Origin of the sequence: Paenibacillus sp. GM2FR, from assembly GCF_002803325.1 — a bacterium.
Taxonomy (GTDB): Bacteria; Bacillota; Bacilli; order Paenibacillales; family Paenibacillaceae; genus Paenibacillus_AQ; species Paenibacillus_AQ lautus.
In genome coordinates this window covers 1,746,926-1,770,407 of the sequence record NZ_MKZM01000008.1, presented here as the reverse complement: position 1 = coordinate 1,770,407, position 23,482 = coordinate 1,746,926, and the positions used below count along the sequence as shown (strand labels likewise).

Genomic DNA, 23,482 nt, shown 5'->3' with positions numbered 1-23,482 from the left:
GAAGAGGGTTTGACATCGCTTGGCCTTTCCGTTAATTATGTCGGGGGACAATAAGATGCTCACATTGGAAGTCGCTATATTAGAGGCTTTTTTTATTTTATCGGTACAACTCGATAGTTATTCAGCAGATTGGTCCGTGTCCTTGTCGGAGGACAAAAACATGGTCCTATTGAAAGTCGCTAAAATAGCGGCTTTTTTGTTTTATCGGTACAAGTTCTTGTCCCGAGTCAAAGACAAGAACTTGTACCGATTGCCGTAATGGACAAGAACATGAGCCGATTACCGATTAGATAAGTATCTAACTATGTTTCCATGCAATTTCATTAAGCTAACGGGCAGGGTAGTTCGAATAGGTTGTGGAATAAATATACAAACGTTACTGCATAAGGAGGTCGTAATATGCCATTTCCAACGCATATCGTTGCCAAAGGTGGATTTGTAGAAGATGGGCAAGGAAATATACTTTTAGTAAAAACTCGTGACGGTGGTTGGGTATACCCTGGTGGACAAGTGGAAGTTGGAGAAAATCTGATAGAAGGTTTGATTCGCGAAATCAAAGAGGAAAGTGGAAATGACAGTTCGGTTAGCTACTTAATTGGTGTCTATTCGAATTTGAGCACCAGCAGATTTGTCATTTATGTTATCAAGTTCTTGTCATCCGACAATCTTGATGTCCAATGATACAAACATGCCATAATTAATACTCAATAAAATCAAGGGTTCTTATTAGTTGAAAGGGGATGTTTGTGTCCTAGCTCAGTGACACAAACATATACTTATAAGGCGCGAAAATTATTTACCGAAAATTATGACTATGATAAGATAATAGCAAAATCTTGTCAATAAAAGGTGTTTTATGTACGAGCCAATTCCTATTAAACGAAGCAGTCGGTATGGAAGTAGCTATTGGGAAAGGTATAGTTACAAGCTTCAAAAGGACGTTCAATTGTTCGGTGATCTTAAGTACGATCATTGGATATTGGTCGAAACGGATCCCAACATTCTTAAATTTTGCGAAAGACCAAACAGTGAGAAACTGCTAGAAAATAATTTACATAAGGTTTTTGATATGTGGCAGCTTGAACGAAACGGAAAAGAAACGTTTGTAAACGTAAGATATAAAAACCAAGAGACTGATCATGAGAGGTTAGAAAAATGGTGCTTTAAATAAGGATATGACTATAAAGTACTCTACGAAGAGGACATACGCGGACAAGATCTTTACCTGAAAAATATGAAGTAGTTACTGCCATATATCGGTCAACGGAATATTCCCATCGAAACGGATAAAAGGCACATTCTACGTGCTCTCGGTGACGAAACTAAAACTATCGGAGAGTTGCAAAGCATATGTTCAACAATTCCGATCAGTCGTATCCATATATTTCTTAATTTATTCAGGAGAACTAATTGCATCCAATATAAAGGAAGTCGAATTAGGAATCTTGACCGAGGTGAAGCGAATTGGGTAGAAAACGGATTTTAGAAAATGTCGAAATTGAACCGAAATATTTGGATATAAACAACTGGCCAGTCGTTTTAACCGACGATTGGTCGGAAGAACGTAAAGAGGTTTTCCTTAAAAGGAAAGCTGCAGTCGAAATGAGGGGGAACTTGGATACTGTCAACTTTAGCAGTGGCGATGGGGGCGGCAGTGTTTAGGTTTATCCAAGGTTAGCTGTCTAAACAAAAGAATAGTGGCGAAAAGAGATCAAACCCTACTCAACTTGTAGGGTTTGATCTCTTTTCTAATCTGTTCACCGATGAAAACAGACAAGCCATGTCCTCAATATTCATGGGTTGTCTGTTTTTCTTAAAACCCCTTATATTGAGGCTCTTCATTTTCCAACTGTTGTACGCGGTTTTCTACTTGCTGCACGATTTGTTGGGTTTGCTGGGCCGCATTCGTAAAGAGCGATTTTGCTTCTTGATTTTGTGTTTCCAAAGCAAATTGTTCCAGACTCGCCTGAGCACTTTTTAAAGATGCTACGCACGTTTTCACTTGAGAAGCAACTGTCACGGTGTCACCTCCTTTACCTTAGGATAGGATAATGTTTCACGGGTAATGGGAATAGATGCTTACATTCTCCCAATACCGAAATTAATATTTCCGTCTCGCAACAAAAGCATACGTTAGAAAAATTTTCAGATGGAAATGCATAAAAATAATGGAATAGGGACATATTTACCTTTGTCGATTAATGTGATTGGAAAGGAATGGTGATATTATGCCGGATTGGCTAGAAATCGCTTTGCGAACGTTATTGGCTATGGGGGTTCTTTTTGTCCTAACGAAGATATTGGGGAAACGGCAGGTATCACAGCTGTCATTGTTTGAGTATATCACCGGAATCACGATCGGCAGCATTGCAGCTTACGTTTCGTTGGATCTGGAGACCAATTGGTATTTAGGCTTGGTTGCGATGACGGTTTGGACCGTTGTTTCTTTAGGGATTGAATTTCTACAGCTGAAAAGCAAAACGGCAAGAGACCTATTCGACGGAAAAGCAACAGTGCTCATTAAGGACGGCAAGATCATGGAGGATAACCTAAAAAAAGAAAGGATTACCACGGATGAACTTATGGAACAGCTTCGAATAAAGAATGTGTTCAAAGCTGCCGATGTTGAATTCGCCATCATGGAGTCAAGCGGTGACGTTAGCGTTCTTTTAACCAAGGAAAATCAACCGTTAACGCCTAAACACCTGGGAATAAATGTCGGGCCAGAACAAGAACCTCAATCGGTCATTATGGATGGAAAAATAATGGACGAACCGCTTGCCACGATAGGTCTAAACAGGAAATGGCTGGATACGGAACTGGAGAAATTAGGTGTTTCGATTGATAACGTATTTCTTGGACAGGTGGATTCCTATGGCCAGCTATACGTTGATTTATTTGATGATCAGATCAAAGTACCGAAACCCCAGAAAAAAGCCGCATTGCTTGCAACATTGAAAAAGTGTGAAGCGGATCTCGAAATGTTTGGCTTATCTACCAAAGAACAAAATACAAAGCAGATGTACGAGCAATGTTCAAAAGCGTTAGAAAAGATTATTGATGAAGTTAAACCATTGCTGATTCGTTAACAATTCGCCAATTATACGTCAGCTGAAATTCGAGGAGGATGTTCATGGCAAATAATATAAAGAAAAATTTAACGCGGGTACAACAGGAATATAAAGAATTGGCGCAAAGCGTCGAACCTCCAAGGCCCATACTCAAAAACTTCATTCGTGCGTTTATAGCTGGCGGGGCCATTTGTTTGGTTGGACAAGCCATCCAGGAAATGTTTGTGCATTGGGGCGGCTTTGATGAGAAAAAGGCTGGAGACCCTACCGTGGCGGTTATGATACTCCTTTCTGTCATTCTGACCAGCGCGGGGGTGTACGATAAGTTTGCCCAATGGGCCGGTGCGGGTTCCGCAGTGCCTGTGACGGGATTTGCGAATTCGATGGCATCCGCTGCGATTGAACATCAGAGTGAAGGTATGGTGCTCGGTGTTGGCGGTAAAATGTTTAAACTGGCTGGACCGGTTATTGTATTTGGTACAGTCGCCGCCTTTGCGGTAGGAATTGTACATTTGCTGATCAAAGGCGGGGGAGGCTCTTAATATGTTAAAGGGACACCAGAGTTGGCTATTTGAGAACAAGCCGTTCATCCGATCAACAGCAACGGTAGTGGGTCCATTTGAAGGAAGAGGCCCGCTGGCCAAAGATTTTGACATTGTCCATGGAGAATCCATGATGGGACAAAAGAGCTGGGAGAAAGCAGAAAAGGCATTGATTGAAGAAGCGGCAAAACTGGCTATTGAAAATGCGGGGTTGACAAAGGAACAAGTCCAGTTTTACATAGGAGGGGATTTGATGAATCAAATCATTAGCAGCAGTTTTGCCGCGCGAACATTATCGATCCCTTACCTCGGTGTGTTTGGCGCTTGTTCAACCTCGATGGAAAGTCTGGCATTAGCAGCTAACCTTGTAAATTCCGGTTCGGCGAAATTTGTATTGGCGGGGACATGCAGCCATGATTCCGGTGCGGAGAAACAGTTCCGATATCCGACCGAGTACGGTTCGCAAAAACCGCCAACCGCCCAATATACGGTAACCGGGGCCGGTGCTGCCATCGTATCCATGGAAGGTGACGGACCGGTTGTTACATCTGCCACCATTGGCCGGGTTATCGATATGGGCATTAAAGATCCGTTTAATATGGGCGCAGCGATGGCTCCTGCAGCGGTAGACACCATTGAGGCGCATGTTCGAGATTTGGGAATTGAACCGGGTTATTACGATTTGATCGTTACCGGCGATCTTGCGAAAGTCGGATATGAAATCGCCTGTAAATTGTTTAAGAAACATAACTTTCCCATCGAACAAACCGAATATTCCGATTGCGGGATGATGATTTACGATTATGAAACCCAAATGGTTCAAGCCGGAGCAAGCGGCTGCGGTTGTTCGGCAGTTGTTACCTATGGACATTTGCTAAATCGGATGCGAAGAGGTGAACTGAAACGAATCCTCGTTGTCGCTACGGGGGCGCTGCTATCCCCGATTTCATTTCAACAAGGGGAAAGCATTCCTTGTATCGCTCATGCCGTATCCATAGAGGCAGGGAGGGAGATATTATGATTTTTCTTTGGGCTTTTTTGGTGGGAGGTGCAATCTGTGTTTTCGGACAATTTTGTTTTGATGTCTTGAAACTTACACCGGCCCACACCATGACCCTGCTTGTTGTATTGGGCGCGATTGTCGACGGAATTGGATGGTATGATCCGCTGATTGAATTTGCCGGGGCAGGAGCATCGGTCCCGATTACAAGCTTTGGTAACGCGCTTGTCCATGGTGCGCTTCAAGAACTAAAGAGCAATGGCTGGATTGGGATCATCACCGGAATTTTCGAAGTGACCAGTGCCGGAATATCCGCAGCGATTATTTTTTCGTTTCTCGCTGCATTGTTCGTAAAACCCAAAGGATAATACGTGGCCCAATCCGAATTTCGTTGGCTAAAATACACTGTAACGGTCGGTCAGGGCGATCCCTAACCGGCCGGTTTTGATTATGAGAAACATTTACTTGTTCCAATCTGTACGGAATGTCCCCATCGATAATCTCAAAGGTTACGTTGACCAAGCTATAAAAGCCATATACTGTCAGACGCTATTTATTTCGGTTCCTATATTCTCCATCACTTCTTTGGTTCGCTCCATTAAACTCGGCTCGGTTGGAACATTTTCACTTGCCTTTCCATCCAAGATTATTGGAGATTTGTTACTTGTCGTTTTGATTCGCTGTTTAAATTGTGATTTAAGTTCGCTTTTTTCCATACTTTCTCCTTTTCATTCGCCATTTTCAGAATATGCAACTGATATTATTCCGATTTTCATATCCTTTATGCATCATAGGAGTCAGTTCCCCAAAAGGCTGTGTTTCCGCCTGCATATAGACAACCAACCCGATAAAATGACCGGAAACCGGGCGGATGCCGTTGTCGCTTCTATGCACCTGCCATAGACTAATGCTGTAAGTTCAACTTTACCTAACCCAAGGAGGAATGTTTTCAAATGCAGTTTATCAAACAGGCAATGCCCATGTATACGCATGACCAGGCCGCTTATGTCAGGCAAATGTACGATTGGCACATGAAAATGGCTCAGTATCACGAACAATTACGTACCTTTCATCTGGAAAGGGCGAAACAATTTCAAAAGCTCTCCGAAGAAAAAGCGAAAACGTCAGAAATATCCAGCGACACCAGCGCCGCTTAAAGGCGAACCGACATGGAGCGATGTGATGAATTGGCAGCATTCCGAATCAAAATCTGGGACCGCTATGTAACCCTTCGTTCCCAATGTGGAACCCGGATGCCCTTGTCTTTCGACCAGTTCTGGTATGACTTTTTGGTCAGGCACATGCTATCCGACTGTGGCGTAGAGCAAGTATATGAGGACTTCTGCAACAACTGGGAGAATCGGTGTGTGAAAAATGTTTGCGATCGAGCCATCGGTAGAATGCCTGCGAAATAGGACCAAATGGCCGGCTGTTGCCCAAAATGGGTTGCTCCGGCCTTTGATATTTGTATGCAGGGGACAAGGGTAGATGGGATCAAATCCAAGCGGACTTTCACGATGCGGATAACTGCATAGGATGATTCGTTTCTGGACAACTTAAATGCCGTTTGCATGAATTTGGAAAGGCGGATGCCTGCATGTTACCAACATTCAGTACAAGCATTAAAAACTGGACTACCTCTGCCCCAAGACAACCAAATCGATGTAAAAATTGCATCTGGGGCAACTGGGATGGGTTGAAACAATTTTGTTCGAAACCTGTCTGCATTAAGAAACAACCAGTATAAGAGAAAGTCCATCTTCTTTTACTTGATCATGTTCGGTTATCTGTAAAGAATTCATGCCCAGTGACTGGCATTTTTGCCGAGGACGCATATAATGACGTGATCCAACTTTGAGGAGTGATGAATCATGTCCGTTGCGGCTCAAACAAGTACAAAGAGTTTACCTCCCTTTTCCATATGGGGAGTTCATGCATCTGTCGCCGGAAGACCGGTTGTGTGGGGCAAACTCGTGATGCGTGTTTTGCAGGACCAGCAAATTCAAGGCACCATCCAATTTCGCGGAACGCCGATTCCGATTGAAGGAAGCTGGAATGAAAGCACGCAGCAGATCATGTTTCATTCCCCCTACGCCGCCTACTCCGGCCAATTAACCATCTATGACGATGTCCAGATTCAACTTCGGCATTTGGTTCTCACCGGACGTCTGCGGATGCTACCCTCTTCTTTACAGGCGGGCGAATATGGAACCTGGGTAGCGACAACTGATATAAGCTTGGCGGGGTATAGCGGCTATATCCCACCGCAACCGCCTTCAACTTCGCTGCCGCCGGTCGGCGTATTTGTAACGTCGAATATACTGTATGGAAACTCGCGTATATAAAACAGGCACATATCGGATGAAAAATGATCGGTAAGCGGATAACGGAAAGGGGTGGCATCGGTGGACGAAAATTAGATTCATCATGTAATCGAACAAGCCTATCAATTGATTGTCTAAGCACACCGCAACATGACTGACATTTGGCGCACTCACGTACTATTTACGCGACAATGGTGGTTGGGAGTAGGTTTATCGATATGCCCCTGGCTATTTTGGATCGGATTTCGGGATAAGAGAGCTACGGGACAGTTTCTCCTATCCGGGTTTATGATGATTATCGTGTCGTCGTGGCTGGACCAGCTTGGGATTGCCATGGGACTCTTGCATTATCACTGGGAAGTCATACCGTTCATGCCGGCCAATTTTCCATGGAATTTTTCACTTCTTCCCGTCACGGTTATGTTCTTACACCAGTACAAGTCTGGCATACATCCGTTGTTCAAAGCTCTCCTATTTGGGGGATTTTCCGCTTTTGTGGCCGAGCCGGTCTCACAAATGGCCGATTTATACCACCCCGTTCACTGGAAACATACCTATTCTTTTCCTATCTATGTTGGGCTGTACTTGCTGGCTTCAAGCATTGCCAAGAAGGGCATAGATTGCGGTAAGTCTTTTCAGGAAGACTCTAACCCCTGACAATAGCCAATCATCAAATTTTACCATTCATTAATTTTCTGACGAGTTGACATATTATATACGGATGCCATTTCAGGAGGTGATCAACATGACGGTAGCTTCTCAAGTGAAAACAGCTGTAGCTTCATTAAAAAGCGCGCAGGCCAGCTTTGAACAGTTTGCGTTAAATACACAAAACCAGCAGGCCAAAACCACGTTCACAAATGCAGCGCAACAGACACAAAACCTCATTGACCAGGTCACTCCACGGTTACAACAAATTGAACAGGAAGAACCGCAGTATAAAGGTTTCTAAAAAAGGCCATGCCGATCTCTTCTCGGCATGGCTGCCCCTTTATCTTTATTCCCTCGTAGACGACAGGATTGGGAGGCTGATTTTCTTGGCATGGATAGCAGGATTATGGCTAGTAAATACGGCACTATTGATCATCATTGCGGTTCGGGAGGTGCGCCGCCCCGCCAAAGCGTTGACTTGGATATCAGTCGGACTAGTATTACCGATTATCGGATTCGTTTGTTACCTGTTCGTCACGAATCCTGTGCAAATGCGGCGGGACAAGCTCGTTTCTTCGCACAATAGCCCGATTTCATTACCCCCAGAATATGATCACTCCGCATTTGTTATCGCTCGGGCTTTGCAACCTTTGTCTGTCAGTGGCCTTCGAACCGGTTACGTCCAAATCCTCACGAACGGGATGGAAACCTACGGAAAACTCCTTCAATCAATTCAGGCCGCACAAAAGTCAATCGATCTGGAATATTACTTATACCGGAATGACCATATCGGTAAACGTATCACAGAAGTGCTGATTGACCGGGCTTTATCCGGTGTGAACATTCGTTTTATAAGGGATGGCTGGGGAAGCCGGTCATTTCCCAAACATACGGTTCGCCGGATGATGGAAGCAGGCATTGAATGCAGGACCATCTTTCCCTTGCGATTCCCCTGGGTACTATCCAACTTGACATACCGGGATCATTGCAAGATCGTCATCGTCGACGGAAAGGAAGCCTTCATGGGAGGAATCAACGTTGGGGACGAGTATACCGGAATGAAGCCGGATGTCGGTTTTTGGCGCGACACTCATATGCGGTTAACCGGCGAAACAGCGGATGATGTGAAAGCCGTTTTTGAGGCTCACTGGAAAATGGCGTCACCGGACATGCTCCATTCAACGAGAAAGGCAAAATTTATCCCTGAATCGGCTCAACTTTCAGACGATAAAGCCATTCATCCATTTCCATCCGGCAAAACAGAACGATCCGGATACGGATGGGAATGGGGATCGGAGCTGGGAACGATGGAAGGCACCCACATGGGAAAAGCTTCCCCATCCAAGGATTCGCATAACGTCTATATACAGATATTCGAAGGCAATCCCGGGCTGCCTACTCCGGTCATTCGGGAAATGCATTTCATCTGCCTGACGCAGGCGACCCGAACCATCGACGTGACCAACCCTTATTTTATACCCGATGCGGATATCATGATGGCCATCAAAACAGCCGCAGCGCGTGGCGTTCGAGTGAGATTACTGGTGCCGCGCCAAGTGATTCCTAAAGTTGCAGGAGCTGCAAGCCGTACGTATTATGGCGAACTCGTGGAAGCAGGGATCGATGTGTTTCAGTACAACAAAGGGGTATTGCACGCGAAAGTCATGATTATCGATGGCGAGATTGCCGAAGTGGGTTCTTCCAACTACGATCTCTGTAGTTACCGTTTAAATTACGAAGTGTGTGCAGTGATGTATCATTCCGATGTGGCCCGGGAGCTTACGGAACAATTCGAACGGGATCTCGCCGAGGCTACTCCATATCGTTTGGAAGATCATATGCATCGTACTTCTTTCGAGCGCATGCTTGATCAAGCAGCGCGTTTGTTATCTCCTTTGTTATAAATTTCAAAAATTACATGGAATTGAATCGAAGTCCAATTTACACATGTATATGGCGAAAGGGGAGAAGGCTTCCAACGAATACAAGTAATATCGAATTTGGGCAACAGTCTATGGTGCAAATATCACGCCCGGCATATAGTGTAAAAAAAGGAGCTGCATCATAGATGATCATATGAAACCGATTGAAGCTGAAGGTATCAGGTTATAAGTATCGAGGTCGCCCTGCCCAAAACAACACTTCTGGCCATCACAACCGTCACGGATATATCATGTGCGGGGCGCTTGGTGTTCGTTTGTTAAATGAGAAATTAAACGATCGCCGCATTGTGGCAGAACGCGCAACTGGGGTACGAACAATAGAGCAATTGCTGGATGCCCCACTCGATATGGTGACCACAGAGGCGGAATTACGCGGAATTTGCCCTGGGATGAAAGGAGCAGATGCGCTTTTAAAGATGGTAAACGAGGTTAGTTAATTTTAAGTCCACACTTAAGGAAAGTAGGGGGATTTTTTGTTAACGGGTCTGCATATTGTCTTCCTTGGAGGCGATGCCCGGCATCTTGAAATCATTCGGTCATTTACTGACCTGGATGCAAATATTGCGGTAATCGGTTATGAAGATTTGCACGAACAACTTCATGAAGTTCAGCATTCCAAGCTTACGAGGGAGGTGCTTCGCAATGCTGACGTATTGATATTACCGGTTGTCGGTACAGACGACCATGGCAGAGTAGAGTCTTCATTTTCATCTGAAACGTTATTGCTGAACAAGGAATATATGTCTTGCTTGCCGAAACACGCAAAAGTCTGTACTGGCATAGCCAAGTCTTACTTGAGGAACCTTTGCGCGGAACTAGAGATCGATCTGATAGAATTATTTAGCAGGGACGATGTTGCCATATACAATTCCATTCCCACTGCGGAGGGCGCCTTAATGATGGCCATTCAACAGACGGAAATTACCATACATGGTTCGCGTTGTATGGTGCTGGGTTTGGGGAGAATCGGTCTTACGTTAGCCAGTATGCTTCAGCGCCTGGGTGCACACGTCAAAGCGGGGGTGCAGAAACCGGAGCAGTTTGCACGTGCATGGGAGATGGGGATTGAGCCGTTTTATACGAAAGATTTGTACGATGAAGGCGTAAATGTGGATATTATTTTTAACACGGTTCCGGAGCAAATCCTTACTTCTCGTGTGTTGACCCGTATTCCGCATCACGCTATTATTATTGATTTGGCTTCCAAACCAGGTGGAACCGATTTTCGTTTTGCCGAAAAACGTGGAATCAAGGCCTTGTTGGCACCAAGTTTACCGGGATTGGTCGCGCCAAGAACGGCTGGACGTATATTGGCGAGAACGTTATGTCAATTGATCCAGGACGAACGGAGTCAAAATCAAAATCGAGAGCAATTGGATATACTTGCTTTTTCTTCCGGGTTATGAGATCGCGAACGCTGTAAAACGAATCATTTAGAGAGACATCATTACTTGTTTATACCGGCACTTTGCCGGCCTCCGTCTAATCCCGTAAGAATCGGATAATGAAGCGCGTGGTGGAACGGCTCTTTCGTAGATCAGAAGTCGGTTTCCAAGGCTAGAGTTCGGGGAACTCCAAGTTAAGCTGGTCTCAGTAACCCCCGGAGAAGAATTCCCTGAACACTCGGCATTACAATCGATCGTAGGGGAAGTTTTGCAGGATAAAAAGAATTACTCGGGAGTACTCGTGCAAGAGAGGTTAGATGGCAAAGTGCGATCCATGAATGATCACCTATGTATACCCGCAGCTAAAAGGGGAACGTTTGTTCTAATGGCCGATATCCAAGATTTTCAACAGTACGTGCAAATTCAATGTGAGAAAGAAAGAAGGGAAACCATTAGGCATATGGCGGCGGGCACAGCCAATATCATCCTGAATCCTTTAACGGTAATCAAAGGAACGCCTCAACTTCTGGAAAAAGTTTGAAGGAGCATGTTTTCATTTTGCAATTTGCGGCATCTCCAAAGAAAAATGACAAGATAGTGTTATCATAAATTCAATCTAATGAGACTTCTTTTTGTCAAAGAAAACAATGATATATATCGTCACGAATGATAACAGTTTAATGTCATTAGACACCATACGATAAATCCGCACAAGCCAACTCCAAAAGTAAGAGAAAAACAAATATACTTCACAAAATAACCGTTTCGTGAAGTATTAAATTAATGTTATAATTTGGACGAAGAGGGGAGGGCGATGCGATTATGACAAAGCGCTGCATCGATGATTTGATAGATTCGTTTACGGTTGTAGTGAGGTCTTCTTGTATCTGTCTAATGACACAAAAGAGTCTATTTATTAGATAAGAAAGCTTGATTTATCAGGCTTTTTATTATTTTTGTAGCCATAATTGTGTCATTATAAAATGCACTAAAGTGGCCACATTGTAGGATTATGACATAAACTCGGCTACATTATAGGTGGCTTTGAAAAATATACATGTTCTTGTCCTATAATTTTCTGAATTCATATATTAAACAGATTATAATTCCATCAGCATTCCAGCATTGGATTCGATCCGTCTGCTGTCGTCTGAGGTTCAAAGCACAAGAAGGAAGTAGTTACCGCCCTTCGCGAAAGGCGCCTTTGACCTATCAGTATCATAATTTATTATTGTAAGTGTGCTTAGACAGCTCTATCAAAATTAAAGCATCGGGGAACTAAGACTTATTTATAATAATGTCTTAGTTCCCCGTTGTTTTTGCCGACTAACATCTCATGAGTTAAAACACAGTTTCAATCTATTAATAATTTCCACTACTTTCATTAGAAATGGTGATTTTCTTCCGCTGACATAGCAATTGATTTAGTTTCATGAACTGTACCATATGGATGTTCAGGCGGCGCATAAATAACGTAAATTTTTAGTGGTGTATTGCCAGTATTGATTACATTGTGCCATTTTCCTGCGGGTATCATAATGGCATAGTCATCAAATGCCATTTCTTGAAAATCTAATTTGTTTTTGCTATCACCCATTTGAACAAGCCCCTGACCCTCTTCAATACGTATGAATTGATCCGTTGTCGGATGAACTTCTAAACCGATATCATCTCCAACATTAATACTCATAAGAGTCACTTGTAATTTTTCTCCTGTCCATAAAGCTGTGCGATAAGTATTGTTTTGCTTAGCGGCTTGGTCGATGTTCACAACAAATGGTCTTCCTCCATAATCTCCTAATTTAACGGTTCTAAAATGAGGATTCCAGTGGTGATTGTTACAATGGTAATAATGAGGTCTTTGAATATATTTCCAATTGTTAAAATGCATAGGATTGTAATATTGATAATTGAAATACGAATTGCGGTACACCTTCATACCCCTCTCACTTGATTGTTTTTTTTATCCTATGCAGATGCCCATGTAGAAGTTCGCAATTGTAAGAGCTAAAGTCTAAGACAACGGAATCTTCGTTTCAACATAGGGGGGTAGATGAAAGTTCCAATTTTGTTATTTGAACTTGTTCCTTCAGCAGTTACAGTATATTTCAACAGAATAAACACTGCACAAAATGTAAAAAGTAAATGGTACATGAAGAGAAAGGACATATCTTCTTATGAATGAATTTTGGGATGAGCTTTGGAAATCGCTTGTATTAATTATATTCGGGATGCTCATGCTTCGTATATCCGGGAGAAAGTCCATTTCACAGATGACGATCCCTACGACGATTACGATGATTTCAATAGGTACCATCATTGTTCAACCAATTGCCAATGAAAGCATACTCCTAACCATCGTTGCTGCAATCGTGTTTATATCAGTGTTGATATTAGTTGAAATCTTACAAGTTCGCTGGAATCGTTTTGAAAAGTGGATTAAAGGACCGGCAATTGTTGTTATTGAAGGCGGCCAATTAGTGATCCATAATATGAAGAAACTGAGATTAACCGTGGATGCTCTGGAGATGAAATTACGGCAGCAAGGAATATCGAAGTTAAGTGATGTGAAGACGGCTACTATCGAACCAAACGGGCAACTTGGTTACGAATTGCATGATTCGGCAAAACCGGTAACCCTTTCGCAACTGGAAAACCTGTTATCAAAATATTTAAACGGTATAGTGAGTGGAAGTGATGCTTTAACCCCCAACCTTCAAAATCAAGAGACAGATTTATTTAATGAAATAAAAAAAGGAGATACCCACGTAACAAATAAAAGGCTTCAATAGCCCAAGCATTCATTGTAGTGATATAAGGAAGCCCCTCCAACTGGAGGGGCCTCCTTATATCACTTGTTTATCCAATCAAAATATGATCTTCCGCATAACCTATTTTAGATAAACGCTTTTTCTGAGCCAGCGCAAAAGCGAGCGTTAACGGACCCAAGCGTCCGGCAAACATCGTAACAATCACAATGACCTTACCGGGGGGAGATAGTTCACTCGTCAGCCCCATCGACAACCCGGTTGTACTGAATGCTGATGTGGCTTCAAACAGCACCTCCAGAAAATGTTCCTCCAGCATTCCCTCCGTGATCGTGAGCAGAAGGGAGACGCAAAGTACAACAACCAATGAACTCATGACAACAGCTAGGGCACGCATAACCGTTTCTTCGCCTATTTTGCGCTTGAATGCGTGAATTTGCCCACCGCCGCGAAACGTTTGGATCGTTGCCAAGATGAGTACAATCAGTGTATTGATTTTGATTCCACCTCCTGTACCTCCAGAGGCAGCTCCGATAAACATCAGAATAATCATAAGGAACTGGGAAGCGGCTAGCATACTGCTGATGTCAATTGTGTTGAATCCAGAACTTCGAGGTGTCGTACCTTGGAAGAAAGCGGCCAACACACGCTCGCCTCCGCTAAGCTGACCAAAGGTGGACGGATTCCAACTTTCCAACAATAGTATAGTTAGAAAACCGATTCCTGAGAGAATGCCTGTGCCCAGAAGAACAACCTTGGAGTGGAGAGACAGTCTCTTCCATGAACGTTTGCGGAATAGATCCACGACAACAATATAGCCGAGTCCGCCGATGATAAAGAGCATAACAATGGTAATATTAACGATTGGATCGCCGACAAAAGGTGAAAGACTGTCAGACCACAAAGCAAATCCCGCATTATTGAAGGCGGAAACGGAATGAAAAAGCGCATAATAGGCTGCCTGACCCCAACCCCATTCGTAATGCCATCGAATCGTAAGAATGACCGTAGCCAACGCCTCAAATGCGAACGCTATAAGCACCATATACAGCGATAGCTTGACTAAACCTTGAGCTGATGTCGAGTGGGTTGTTTGCTGAATGACAAGACGTTGCTTGAGACCTATTCTTTTCCCCAGTACTATGGCTACCATAACACCGAAAGTCATAAATCCGAGTCCGCCAATCTGGATCAAGATCATAATGATGACTTGCCCAAAGGTCGAATAAACACTCCCGGTATCTACAACCACAAGGCCATTCACACATATAGCCGAGGTGGCGGTAAACAAAGCATTCAATAAACCTACAGATTTTCCGTTTGTAGAAGATAGAGGGAGTGTAAGCAACAAGGTACCCGTCCAGATCAGCACAAAAAACACTACCATGATGAGCTGGGGAGGACTCATATTATTCTTCAACTTGTTTACGAATGAATCGATTTTGTAAAGGGCGGAGCGACGTCTGGTATGGTCATCGTTTTCGATCATGGTCATTCTCCGTAATAGGGATATTTATTTCGATGAGTATAAACTGTTTTCTCACATGTGTCACTCCCGTGTAATATTGATCATGCGCTATTTGGACTGGAAAGAAGAAGGGTCTAACACTTTTCCATTGCTTATCTTCAAATACCTGAATTCACTATTTGTCATTATTTTAAGTAAACCCGTATCGAAATCGGTATTCAATTCCTTGAAAAAAAGACCCTCAGCTACAGTTTCGCCTTCAGACTCCCCATTGCTGAGCCTATAATGTTCACCATTTCTGATAACCGTGACTCGTCTTCCCCGTTCATGGGTCTCGGTCATGTGATGTGCCATCCTCTGGACCGCCACAATGTGAAGATCCGTTTCACCTATCCGATTCAGTAGTTCATTAACGAAGGAACCCTGCGTAATTTCCTGCCATCGCGTTTGCCCGGATTGTCCGATGATTAATTGCGTAATATGATGATTTCTGGCTGTCTCCGCAATAATATCTGCAGCTTTACGATCTACGTTCGTTTTTGCGATAAATGTAGCGCCATATTCGTCGCATGTCGTTTGCCATGCGGCCATAAATTTTTCCTGTTCTTGATCAAGCACATCATCTCTTACAGGAATGACGCTCAATACGTACAGGGGGCATTGCAGAAGTTTAGCCAGTTCCCCCCCTCGGCGAATGAGACGTTCCCCATGGGGACCATAATAAACACAAACCATGATTTTTTCGTTATTTGCCATGAATAATTCTGCTCCTTTTCTTTTTCTAAATGTAGATACTCTGCAAACCATTCAGGAAAAAAGCCTGGGAGCAGAGTGTCTGCTTCCAGGCTTTGGACTGTTTAATATGTAACAAGTCAAAATGGTAAGAGGGTTCTCTCCCAAGGACGCTGACGAGGTTAGCTGCCGGATTCGGGTCTGAGAGTCCCCGTCCTTTCTGTTTAGAAAGAATTCACCCCTGAAGCCGTTAGTACGACCTCGATGGTTCCCCCGCTCCCCAAGAGGGGATTAAGCGATTATTAATTATGAAATTATCGTAATTCATATTATGCTAGTTTGTTCTAAATGTAAACCGAAATACAGCATAATAGCATTGCGAAAATTTGTTTTGCAGTAGCATCAATGCTTTGATAAGGTTAATACTACGCAGTAGTAGGCTGAACGGTTTCGTTTACTGAAAATTAGGACAAGAAGGAGGATATCTGATGTTTCGTAGCAAATCACAGCCCCAAATATCAATAAAGCAATTTCATTTAACATCTTCGCGTCTCATACTTTTAGGCTTTGCTCTCCCGATTGTATTAGGGGCTATCTTGTTGGCACTACCCATATCATCATCAACAGGCACCGGTGTCGGTTGGTTAAACGCATTATTCACTTCGACATCTGCAGTATGTGTTACAGGATTGGTTGTGCTGGATACCGGAACCGATTTCTCCCTCTTTGGCCAAATCGTCATCATGTGCTTGATTCAAGTTGGCGGCCTTGGATTCATGACATTTAGTGTGTTGATAGCCGTAGTCCTGGGTAAGAAAATCGGATTGAAAAACCGCCTTCTCATAAAAGAATCTACAAACTCTTTATCAACACAAGGTGTTGTGAAGTTGTCACTGGGTATTTTTCTCATTGCGTTTATAATTGAACTCATGGGAGCAGCCTTGTTAATCACTCGCTGGAAAGAGGAACTGGGTATGGGGCAAGCGGTATATTACGGTGTGTTTCATTCCATTTCATCTTTTAATAACGCTGGATTTAGTCTTTGGTCCGATAGTTTGAGCCGATACGTTGGTGATCCATTAGTCAATATCGTCATTACTCTGCTTTTTATTATAGGCGGCCTCGGATTTACTGTAGTTTTAGATGTGTGGAAGCATAGGCGGTGGACAAAGCTATCCCTGCATTCCAAGATTGTGTTATCAACTTCCGGCTTCCTTTGTCTCACGGGTTTTTTGGTTATATTCATCATCGAATTGTTCAACACCCATACGTTTGGCTCCTTAACGTGGGCAGAACGGATTTGGGCGGGCTATTTTCAAGGCGTAGTAACTCGTACCGCTGGGTTTAATACAATTAATATCGCTGAAATGATGACGGCTTCCCAGTTTTTTATGATCTTTTTAATGTTTATCGGCGCTTCCTCTGGTTCAACAGGAGGGGGGATAAAGACAAACACATTTGCAGTTCTTTTGTTCACTTTGATAAGTATTATAAGGGGCAAACAAGATGTTGAAATACTCAACAGGCGAATCCCTCAATCCATCATCCTTCGATCGTTAGCCGTCATGGTGATTTCAGTCGGGGTGGTTATTTTGGCTACTTTTGTCCTAACCATTAGTGAGCATAGTTTGCAGAAGGATTTTATGGAGGTTCTCTTTGAAGTGACTTCGGCTTTCGGAACAGTTGGTTTATCGATGGGATTAACACCAGAACTCTCACCCTTAGGAAAAGGGATCATTATTTTGACCATGTATATTGGCAGACTTGGACCCTTAACACTTGCATTCGCGTTGTCGCAGCGAATGTTCAAGCAAAAATACCGTTTGCCCGAAGAGAAGGTGCTCATAGGATAAAGCAGCTGACGTAGTACTTAGAAATAAAGTTTTAGGTAGTAGCAATGTACCTAAAGTGTGACGGCGTAAGGAGTATGAGGAAGTTTAGCCGGGTCATCGGCAAATTCCCCATATTTTTACGCTGTGTTTTTGGGTACTTAAAATATGACCGCGGCTTCTTTCTACAGTTTCTACTGCTATTCACTTACCTTCATTGATTTGCCGAGCCCTAATTTCTTAACCAGTGGTTTGATTGTGAGTCCTTGTACGAGCAGAGAGAAGAGGACGACGCTGAAGGTTAGCACAAGAATATCGTCACGGCCTTCGAAGGTCGTGGGCAAGCTTAAGGCAAGCGCGATGGATAAACTACCCTTTAATCCTCCCCAATTCAAAATCACTTTCCAGGAAGCGGGGAAGGATTTCAGGGATTTCATGCTGACATAAACGGCTAATGTTCTTCCGATCAGAACAATAAGAATCGAAGCACCAATAAGTGCCCATTTGTCCGTGAAGTCGATGTGCTTGATTTCAAGTCCGATCATTAGGAAAATCAACGAGTTTGCTACTAGGGTGATGACGTCCCAGAATGAATTGATGTTCATCTTCGTGGTTTCCGACATGCCGATACGAGCCCCGTAGCTGCCGAAGATTAAGCCACCTACGACTACTGCAATAACACCGGACACGTGAAAATGCTCGGCGATAAAATAACTTCCGAAAAACAGCAGCATTGAGAAAGCGATTTCGAGTGGATAGTCATCATAAAAGCGAATAAGCTGTGAGAAGAGGAATCCCAAAACAGCCCCAACTGCAATTCCCCCCAAACTAAACTTCAGGAAGAGCAATACACCACTGCCGATTCCTACCCACCCCATTTCCAAATAGGTAAGTAAGTATATGGAAGAGATCTGAAACAAGACAACGGCAATGCCGTCATTAAAAAGAGATTCACCTTCAATAATGGTCACAATTTTCTTGGGAACACCAAGGGACTTGAAGATGGATATGACACTGATCAGATCTGTTGCGCTCATAAGTGCGGCAAAAGTAAAAGCAACAGCTAACGGTAATCCCATCAATCCGTACATCGCCAAAGCGATGAGAAGGAAAGACAGCAACGTCCCGCCAAATGCCAAGGCGAGCACCGGCTTGCTCTGCTCACGAAGGTGTGAGAACGGAAGCTTTAAGGTTGCGTCTCAAGTTCTAGCATCGTCCACTCCCCTGGCATATGTACATTGCCTTAGATTAAACCTTGTCCTTCAAAAACATGCTAAGTTGCCGATAATGAATGGATATATCGTGTTCTTAGTAAGAATGTCACAAATCCACAGCATTCTCCATCTTAGTTTATGAAGACTAACAGCGAAGGAGGGTGTGGAGGATGAAACCTTTTGATGTGGCGATCATTGGCGGAGGCATTTCAGGAACGGTGGCCGCGATTGAATTGGCTCAGGCTGGCAAGTCTGTTGTCCTTTTCGAGAAGTCCAGCCAACTTGGCGGTCGGGCAATATCTGTCAAGAAGAAAGGGGCTAACTTCAATCTAGGTGGTCATGCCATAGTCAAGGGAGGGTCTGCGGAAGAAGTCTTTCAAGATTTAGGTGTAATAATTGAAGGAGGATCTCCTTCAGCAAATATATCAGTTCTTTGGAACAATAAGGTAACCCCTATGTTCAAATTTATATTCTCTCAAAACCTGAGTTGGTCAGGTAAGATGGAGTCGTTAAAGTTTTTTGCGAAGTTTGTAAGAATCGATGCCGATTCCGTGCCGACTATCAGTGTGCGGAGTTGGATCGAACAAGAACTTCACGATCCGATGGTTCGTCATATCGTTTATGCCATGCTTAGGGTAGGGTCGTTCACGCTAGCCCAGGATCACCAAATGGCTGGTCCCGTTCTGGGTCACGTAGCACGCACAATAGCATTGTCTATGTGCAGGGAGGTTGGCAAACCATCGTTGATCAGCTTTATGCAAAAGCAGATCGGGCAGGCGTAACCATGGTGACAGGAACAAATGTAATGGAAATCGGGCATGATGGGACTGTTCGAAAAATAAAGTTTGCCGACGGCAAGGAGATGAACATCACGCATGTGATTTCCGCCACCCCGCCGGAAGTAACCTGCCGGCTGTTGGGAAATGCGGTATGCAAGTCTGTTTTACGTTGGAATGAACAGGCTCGTAAGGTTGCGGTGGCATGTTTGGATCTGTGCCTGATGCGGCTGCCAGTACCGAATCGATTCGCGGTATTGGGTGTCGATCAACCGATATACTTCGGGAATCAATCGAAATTTACTCGACTGAGTAGAGACGGCACATCGGTAGTGAGCATTATTAAACACAATGGCACTGGCGGAACGGATGCAAAAGCCGATGAGCGATTCCTCGAGCAGATGATGGACTTGATCCAACCGGGCAGGAGGAAGGAACTCGTCGCAAGACAGTACCTTCCCAACATGGTCGTAGCCCATGATTATATGCACATCGGCAGAGAAGATCGGTTTCCGAGTCCGGCCGTACCTGAAATTACAGGGCTTTATGTGGCAGGAGAGTGGGCCAGCCACGGATCCAGTTTTAAACTCTTTCACTGAAGAATCAAGTTCTTTCTACATATGTACAAAATACGAGTTTTGTGAAACAGATCTAAGGAAAAACGCCTTAGAAGGTTTTATGAACTGATTTTTCTGATTTACTGCTATATTTCTTCATTATTAACCTTTACTCAATATTCATCGTTCTCTTTCGTTTTTAATCACGTCATTCGCTTTGTTATTAATTTCTTATCTTCGAATTTAAATTTAGTTCATTCGTTAAGTCTCATTTAAATTTCTTTTGAATTCTGGCTTAAACCAATATCAATCATCGATGATCGTCGCGTCGGTCGGTTTAAACATTTTCACTTCGTAGTTAATCATAACTTCAATTGATCATCCAGATTTATTCATATTTCAATTAATTAATCATTATCACGGTTTCTGGATTTGTGTAATGAATTGATCGTTCCTGGATTTTCTTTTTAATTTATATTTTTTACATATAAACTTGAATCCATAATCCCGAGCATCATAATCAATTCATAGCGCTTCCTGTTGGTTGTGTGATCATCGGTATTATTTTTCGCATTGCCTCCCTTCTACATTTTTATTATTTACCATTTAATGGTAATTTATTAGTGGTCTCATTATCCACTTTATGTACTGAAATCCTGGCCTAATCTGGAATTGGTCAGCATAATCACAAAAAAACCGGCCAAATCGGTCGGTTTTTTTCGGACATTATCGGGATAATGCACGTTTTACATAATACTGGAATATATTGTGTTGTTTGACTCATATAATCATCATGATTAGGCCTGCCTCTGCAGGGATAGGAACTTCCTTAGATTTCTACAGTCTGTTCATACGGGCAAACTCGTGACACCGTGTTACTAAACGTTCCAACCACGCCAATGCGCACCCTGTGCAGTCCCCTCCTGATTTTACTTCAGATTTGCCGACCATTTCTCAGCACGAGCCTGCAGATCATCGAGAAACTTCTGAATATCCGGTGCATTTCCGGATGCAGCCTGGCTTATAAATCCGTTTATGGCTGGAGCGATATCGCTCATATAGAACGGATTGGCTTCATCCATAAGCTCCGAGTGGCCAACATCTGCGATTTCGAGTGCTTTTTTCACAAACTTGTCTTCCGGCGTTACGAAATCAGCGTTTTTAAGTGTCGGGGTACTGGAGAAGTTCTCATACATATATTTTTGCGTCATGTAACTGGTTAAGAACTTTAATACTTCCCATGATGCATCCACATCTTTAGCATTCTTTGCCATGATGAACGGGTCAACCGCTACCCAGCCTTCGCCTTTAGGTCCCATGTTCAGCACAGGTTCAAAACGGTCCAGCAGTTCTTTGTTCTGCTTCGACCGGTATTCACTCATCGTTGAGCCGCCGGTGGAATCAAGGGCGATGGCGATATTGTTCTTCTCCAGACCGAAATTCTCAGCTCCTTGGGCATTTACGAAACCTGCCGGCGGCAGTTGTGCGGCTTCTTTCAGCCATTCCAGCACTTTGACCATTTCCGGAGAATTCAGGTGCCATTTGATGTTCTTGATATCTTTCAGCGATCCTTCCGCTCCTTTGGCGCCATAAGCAAGGGTTAACGCCACAAAGGTGGATCCGTTTAACGAGTTGCCGCTCCAATACAGTCCGAAATTGTCTTCACCGGTTTTCGGGTTTTTGCCGGTCATTTGTTTGGCTTTCTCCAGAATTTCATCCGGTCCCGGCTGTGCCGAGAGTGTTTCCACGCCCCAGTCTTCGAAGAGCTTCTTATCATAAATCGTCATCCGGCGGCCAAGAACGGCAGGAATGCCAAACTGCTTGCTTCCGTCGGGCGACTTGGTGCTGTAGGAGTTGTTCATAATGCCTTCCAGATAAATGCTCGGGTCAAACGAGGTATCCTTTTCGATCAAGTCGTCCAGGTCACGCAGCAGCCCTTCCTGGTACCATTGTGATGCGAAGGCTCCACCGGTATACAAGACATCCGCATCGCCGGAGAGCAGCATGGCCGTTTGTTTGGCTTTTACGTTCTCCCAAGGGATTTGATAAACCTCCAGTTTGATGTTGGGATACATTTTTTTGAACGTTTTATCCAAATATTCGTTGAGTCCGACGGTCGGGTTGCCTGTCAGCGCATCAATTCCATTATCCAGCTGCCAGCCTGCCAGTGCAACGCGGACCGTTCCTTCCATATCCGATACCTTTTCAATCGTAACGCCGCCTGTCACATCTTTTCCCGAACTGCCTGAACAAGCGGCCAATGTAAACACCAGCACGAATGACAGAATAAGCAGCACCGCTTTTTTCATCACATCAACACCCCCGCATAAATTTAGCTTCAAATCTGAATTACTGCTTGATACCGGACAGCGCAATGCTTTCGATAATATAACGCTGCAGGAACATATACACGACGATAACCGGAATGAGGCTCGTAGTTGTTGCTGCCATAATGATGGATGGCTGCTGGTTAATTCCGTTGTTATACGTAAACATGGCCAATCCAATCTGGATTGTGTACTTGGCAGCCGATTTCAAGATCAGAAGCGGCCACAGCATATCGTTCCATACGCCTAAGAACAGCAGAATGACCATGGTGGCGATAATTGGCGTACACAGCGGCAAATAAACCCGGCTGAATACGGTGATTTCCTTGGCGCCATCCAGGACCGCAGCTTCCCTTAAACTGCTGGGTAATTGATCAAAGAAGGCTTTGGCTAAAAATGTACCGAACGCATAGTTCATCGCCGGCAAATAAAAAGCCAGATAGTTGTCGACCAGTCCGAGTTTACTGAACAGCAAATACTGCGGAATCATCGTCATTTCGAATGGAATCATCATCGTGCTTAGCGCTAGCAGCAGGACAAAGTTTGCTCCTTTGAAGCGGAGCTTGGATAAGGCATAACCCGATAAGAGTGCTGACAACGAGCTGATGATAATGACCCCTGCGCTTACAAGCGTGGAGTTGCCGATATATCGAAACATATTAATGTTGGTGAATGCGGCTTCATATGTTCGGATCGAAGGCTCCTCCGGCCATATTTTCGGCGGGAATGAAATATTTAATCGTGCAGCCCAATCGAAGCTCGTGACCAGCATCCATAAAAATGGCACAATCATGATGAATGAACCTACCAACAGAACCAGCGTTAGTATCAGCTGTTGAAGTGTGATTCGTTTACGGCGCACAGGCTCCTTGGGCAAGGCTGAACTGCTCATAGT

General features: G+C 43.9%; 23 protein-coding genes, 2 pseudogenes and 1 riboswitch. Of the genes and pseudogenes, 17 read left to right on the top strand and 8 right to left on the bottom strand.

The genetic code is table 11. The annotated features are described in order from the left end of the window. The first annotated feature begins 399 nt into the window (after window positions 1-399). Window positions 400-681, top strand: a complete 282-nt coding sequence (locus PAEVO_RS08045; RefSeq protein WP_100537089.1) for an NUDIX hydrolase — start codon at window positions 400-402, stop codon at window positions 679-681. A 1,132-nt stretch (window positions 682-1,813) separates the two neighbouring features. Here the strand turns inward: PAEVO_RS08045 and PAEVO_RS08030 are convergent. Then, window positions 1,814-2,020 (bottom strand): DUF1657 domain-containing protein, encoded by a 207-nt coding sequence (locus PAEVO_RS08030; RefSeq protein ID WP_100537087.1) that lies wholly within the window; start codon window positions 2,018-2,020, stop codon window positions 1,814-1,816. Between the two features lie 208 nt (window positions 2,021-2,228). On the opposite strand from PAEVO_RS08030, the gene PAEVO_RS08025 reads away from it, so the two are divergent. Genes PAEVO_RS08025 through spoVAE form a run of 4 tightly spaced genes read left to right on the top strand, consistent with a single transcriptional unit; the run spans window position 2,229 to window position 4,981 of the window. Continuing rightward, window positions 2,229-3,089, top strand: a complete 861-nt coding sequence (locus tag PAEVO_RS08025; protein WP_100537086.1) for a DUF421 domain-containing protein — start codon at window positions 2,229-2,231, stop codon at window positions 3,087-3,089. A gap of 44 nt (window positions 3,090-3,133) precedes the next feature. Then, window positions 3,134-3,613 carry a stage V sporulation protein AC gene (gene spoVAC, locus PAEVO_RS08020; RefSeq protein WP_100537085.1) on the top strand — a complete coding sequence of 160 codons (480 nt, stop codon included), beginning with the start codon at window positions 3,134-3,136 and terminating at the stop codon, window positions 3,611-3,613. Window position 3,614: 1 nt separating this feature from the next. Then, the gene (spoVAD, locus tag PAEVO_RS08015; RefSeq protein ID WP_007784321.1) at window positions 3,615-4,634 is read left to right on the top strand and encodes a stage V sporulation protein AD; all 1,020 of its coding nucleotides are present in this window, start codon (window positions 3,615-3,617) and stop codon (window positions 4,632-4,634) included. Then, on the top strand, window positions 4,631-4,981 hold the full coding sequence (gene spoVAE / locus PAEVO_RS08010) for a stage V sporulation protein AE (protein WP_005832063.1): 351 nt from the start codon (window positions 4,631-4,633) through the stop codon (window positions 4,979-4,981). Before spoVAD ends, spoVAE begins: the two co-directional genes overlap by 4 nt. A 174-nt stretch (window positions 4,982-5,155) precedes the next feature. Here the strand turns inward: spoVAE and PAEVO_RS33725 are convergent, their stop codons facing one another. Beyond that, window positions 5,156-5,329, bottom strand: a complete 174-nt coding sequence (locus tag PAEVO_RS33725) for a hypothetical protein (protein ID WP_153784608.1) — start codon at window positions 5,327-5,329, stop codon at window positions 5,156-5,158. Window positions 5,330-5,566: 237 nt separating this feature from the next. Between PAEVO_RS33725 and PAEVO_RS08005 the strand changes: the two genes are divergently transcribed. The 8 genes and pseudogenes from PAEVO_RS08005 (at window position 5,567) to PAEVO_RS34195 (ending at window position 11,457) form a co-directional block, all read left to right on the top strand. After that, on the top strand, window positions 5,567-5,770 hold the full coding sequence (locus tag PAEVO_RS08005) for a hypothetical protein (protein WP_023559066.1): 204 nt from the start codon (window positions 5,567-5,569) through the stop codon (window positions 5,768-5,770). Between the two features lie 714 nt (window positions 5,771-6,484). Continuing rightward, on the top strand, window positions 6,485-6,958 hold the full coding sequence (locus PAEVO_RS08000; RefSeq protein WP_100537084.1) for a hypothetical protein: 474 nt from the start codon (window positions 6,485-6,487) through the stop codon (window positions 6,956-6,958). 129 nt (window positions 6,959-7,087) lie between these two features. Continuing rightward, window positions 7,088-7,594, top strand: a complete 507-nt coding sequence (locus PAEVO_RS34200; protein ID WP_326114904.1) for a CBO0543 family protein — start codon at window positions 7,088-7,090, stop codon at window positions 7,592-7,594. 88 nt (window positions 7,595-7,682) lie between these two features. Further along, on the top strand, window positions 7,683-7,889 hold the full coding sequence (locus tag PAEVO_RS07990) for a DUF1657 domain-containing protein (RefSeq protein WP_100537083.1): 207 nt from the start codon (window positions 7,683-7,685) through the stop codon (window positions 7,887-7,889). 85 nt (window positions 7,890-7,974) lie between these two features. After that, entirely contained in the window at window positions 7,975-9,492 is a 1,518-nt protein-coding gene (locus tag PAEVO_RS07985) for a phospholipase D-like domain-containing protein (RefSeq protein WP_100537082.1), read from the top strand. Window positions 9,493-9,664: 172 nt separating this feature from the next. Next, window positions 9,665-9,968, top strand: a pseudogene (locus PAEVO_RS07980) (YunC family protein). Between the two features lie 36 nt (window positions 9,969-10,004). Then, the gene (gene dpsA / locus PAEVO_RS07975) at window positions 10,005-10,937 is read left to right on the top strand and encodes a dipicolinate synthase subunit DpsA (protein WP_100537081.1); all 933 of its coding nucleotides are present in this window, start codon (window positions 10,005-10,007) and stop codon (window positions 10,935-10,937) included. 313 nt (window positions 10,938-11,250) lie between these two features. Continuing rightward, complete coding sequence (locus tag PAEVO_RS34195; protein WP_243390677.1) at window positions 11,251-11,457, top strand: hypothetical protein; 207 nt, start codon at window positions 11,251-11,253, stop codon at window positions 11,455-11,457. 843 nt (window positions 11,458-12,300) lie between these two features. Here PAEVO_RS34195 and PAEVO_RS07965 read toward each other — a convergent pair. Beyond that, window positions 12,301-12,855: a cupin domain-containing protein gene (locus tag PAEVO_RS07965; protein WP_100537080.1), complete on the bottom strand. Its 555-nt coding sequence runs from the start codon at window positions 12,853-12,855 to the stop codon at window positions 12,301-12,303. 238 nt (window positions 12,856-13,093) lie between these two features. Between PAEVO_RS07965 and PAEVO_RS07960 the strand changes: the two genes are divergently transcribed. Continuing rightward, window positions 13,094-13,708, top strand: a complete 615-nt coding sequence (locus PAEVO_RS07960) for a DUF421 domain-containing protein (protein ID WP_100537079.1) — start codon at window positions 13,094-13,096, stop codon at window positions 13,706-13,708. 67 nt (window positions 13,709-13,775) lie between these two features. On the opposite strand, the gene PAEVO_RS07955 is transcribed toward PAEVO_RS07960, so the two are convergent. Together PAEVO_RS07955 and PAEVO_RS07950 are read right to left on the bottom strand one after the other, a co-directional pair. Next, a complete protein-coding gene (locus PAEVO_RS07955; RefSeq protein ID WP_100537078.1) occupies window positions 13,776-15,173 on the bottom strand; it encodes a TrkH family potassium uptake protein in 1,398 nt (465 codons plus the stop codon). An 87-nt stretch (window positions 15,174-15,260) separates the two neighbouring features. Next, window positions 15,261-15,908 (bottom strand): universal stress protein, encoded by a 648-nt coding sequence (locus tag PAEVO_RS07950; RefSeq protein WP_100537077.1) that lies wholly within the window; start codon window positions 15,906-15,908, stop codon window positions 15,261-15,263. A gap of 132 nt (window positions 15,909-16,040) precedes the next feature. Then, window positions 16,041-16,192: riboswitch (cyclic di-AMP (ydaO/yuaA leader) on the bottom strand. Window positions 16,193-16,372: 180 nt separating this feature from the next. On the opposite strand from PAEVO_RS07950, the gene PAEVO_RS07945 reads away from it, so the two are divergent. Then, window positions 16,373-17,737: a TrkH family potassium uptake protein gene (locus PAEVO_RS07945; protein ID WP_100537076.1), complete on the top strand. Its 1,365-nt coding sequence runs from the start codon at window positions 16,373-16,375 to the stop codon at window positions 17,735-17,737. 176 nt (window positions 17,738-17,913) lie between these two features. Here the strand turns inward: PAEVO_RS07945 and PAEVO_RS07940 are convergent. After that, window positions 17,914-18,912 (bottom strand): annotated as a pseudogene (locus tag PAEVO_RS07940) (cation:proton antiporter); the annotation flags it as partial. 185 nt (window positions 18,913-19,097) lie between these two features. Between PAEVO_RS07940 and PAEVO_RS07935 the strand changes: the two are divergent. Together PAEVO_RS07935 and PAEVO_RS07930 are read left to right on the top strand one after the other, a co-directional pair. Further along, window positions 19,098-19,709 carry an FAD-dependent oxidoreductase gene (locus PAEVO_RS07935; RefSeq protein WP_100537075.1) on the top strand — a complete coding sequence of 204 codons (612 nt, stop codon included), beginning with the start codon at window positions 19,098-19,100 and terminating at the stop codon, window positions 19,707-19,709. Beyond that, window positions 19,646-20,302 carry an FAD-dependent oxidoreductase gene (locus PAEVO_RS07930; protein ID WP_165789630.1) on the top strand — a complete coding sequence of 219 codons (657 nt, stop codon included), beginning with the start codon at window positions 19,646-19,648 and terminating at the stop codon, window positions 20,300-20,302. Before PAEVO_RS07935 ends, PAEVO_RS07930 begins: the two co-directional genes overlap by 64 nt. A gap of 887 nt (window positions 20,303-21,189) precedes the next feature. On the opposite strand, the gene PAEVO_RS07925 is transcribed toward PAEVO_RS07930, so the two are convergent. Beyond that, a complete protein-coding gene (locus PAEVO_RS07925; protein WP_100537073.1) occupies window positions 21,190-22,569 on the bottom strand; it encodes an extracellular solute-binding protein in 1,380 nt (459 codons plus the stop codon). Window positions 22,570-22,609: 40 nt separating this feature from the next. After that, entirely contained in the window at window positions 22,610-23,479 is an 870-nt protein-coding gene (locus tag PAEVO_RS07920) for a carbohydrate ABC transporter permease (protein WP_071220686.1), read from the bottom strand. Window positions 23,480-23,482 lie beyond the last annotated feature (3 nt).

Bases quoted from the DNA above. Each gene is read 5' to 3' on its own strand.
- PAEVO_RS08045 (WP_100537089.1), top strand. From the start codon at position 400: ATGCCATTTCCAACGCATATCGTTGCCAAAGGTGGATTTGTAGAAGAT.
- PAEVO_RS08025 (WP_100537086.1), top strand. From the start codon at position 2,229: ATGCCGGATTGGCTAGAAATCGCTTTGCGAACGTTATTGGCTATGGGG.
- spoVAC (WP_100537085.1), top strand. From the start codon at position 3,134: ATGGCAAATAATATAAAGAAAAATTTAACGCGGGTACAACAGGAATAT.
- spoVAD (WP_007784321.1), top strand. From the start codon at position 3,615: ATGTTAAAGGGACACCAGAGTTGGCTATTTGAGAACAAGCCGTTCATC.
- spoVAE (WP_005832063.1), top strand. From the start codon at position 4,631: ATGATTTTTCTTTGGGCTTTTTTGGTGGGAGGTGCAATCTGTGTTTTC.
- PAEVO_RS33725 (WP_153784608.1), bottom strand. From the start codon at position 5,329: ATGGAAAAAAGCGAACTTAAATCACAATTTAAACAGCGAATCAAAACG.
- PAEVO_RS08005 (WP_023559066.1), top strand. From the start codon at position 5,567: ATGCAGTTTATCAAACAGGCAATGCCCATGTATACGCATGACCAGGCC.
- PAEVO_RS08000 (WP_100537084.1), top strand. From the start codon at position 6,485: ATGTCCGTTGCGGCTCAAACAAGTACAAAGAGTTTACCTCCCTTTTCC.
- PAEVO_RS34200 (WP_326114904.1), top strand. From the start codon at position 7,088: ATGACTGACATTTGGCGCACTCACGTACTATTTACGCGACAATGGTGG.
- PAEVO_RS07990 (WP_100537083.1), top strand. From the start codon at position 7,683: ATGACGGTAGCTTCTCAAGTGAAAACAGCTGTAGCTTCATTAAAAAGC.
- PAEVO_RS34195 (WP_243390677.1), top strand. From the start codon at position 11,251: ATGAATGATCACCTATGTATACCCGCAGCTAAAAGGGGAACGTTTGTT.
- PAEVO_RS07965 (WP_100537080.1), bottom strand. From the start codon at position 12,855: ATGAAGGTGTACCGCAATTCGTATTTCAATTATCAATATTACAATCCT.
- PAEVO_RS07960 (WP_100537079.1), top strand. From the start codon at position 13,094: ATGAATGAATTTTGGGATGAGCTTTGGAAATCGCTTGTATTAATTATA.
- PAEVO_RS07955 (WP_100537078.1), bottom strand. From the start codon at position 15,173: ATGATCGAAAACGATGACCATACCAGACGTCGCTCCGCCCTTTACAAA.
- PAEVO_RS07950 (WP_100537077.1), bottom strand. From the start codon at position 15,908: ATGGCAAATAACGAAAAAATCATGGTTTGTGTTTATTATGGTCCCCAT.
- PAEVO_RS07945 (WP_100537076.1), top strand. From the start codon at position 16,373: ATGTTTCGTAGCAAATCACAGCCCCAAATATCAATAAAGCAATTTCAT.
- PAEVO_RS07935 (WP_100537075.1), top strand. From the start codon at position 19,098: ATGAAACCTTTTGATGTGGCGATCATTGGCGGAGGCATTTCAGGAACG.
- PAEVO_RS07925 (WP_100537073.1), bottom strand. From the start codon at position 22,569: ATGAAAAAAGCGGTGCTGCTTATTCTGTCATTCGTGCTGGTGTTTACA.
- PAEVO_RS07920 (WP_071220686.1), bottom strand. From the start codon at position 23,479: ATGAGCAGTTCAGCCTTGCCCAAGGAGCCTGTGCGCCGTAAACGAATC.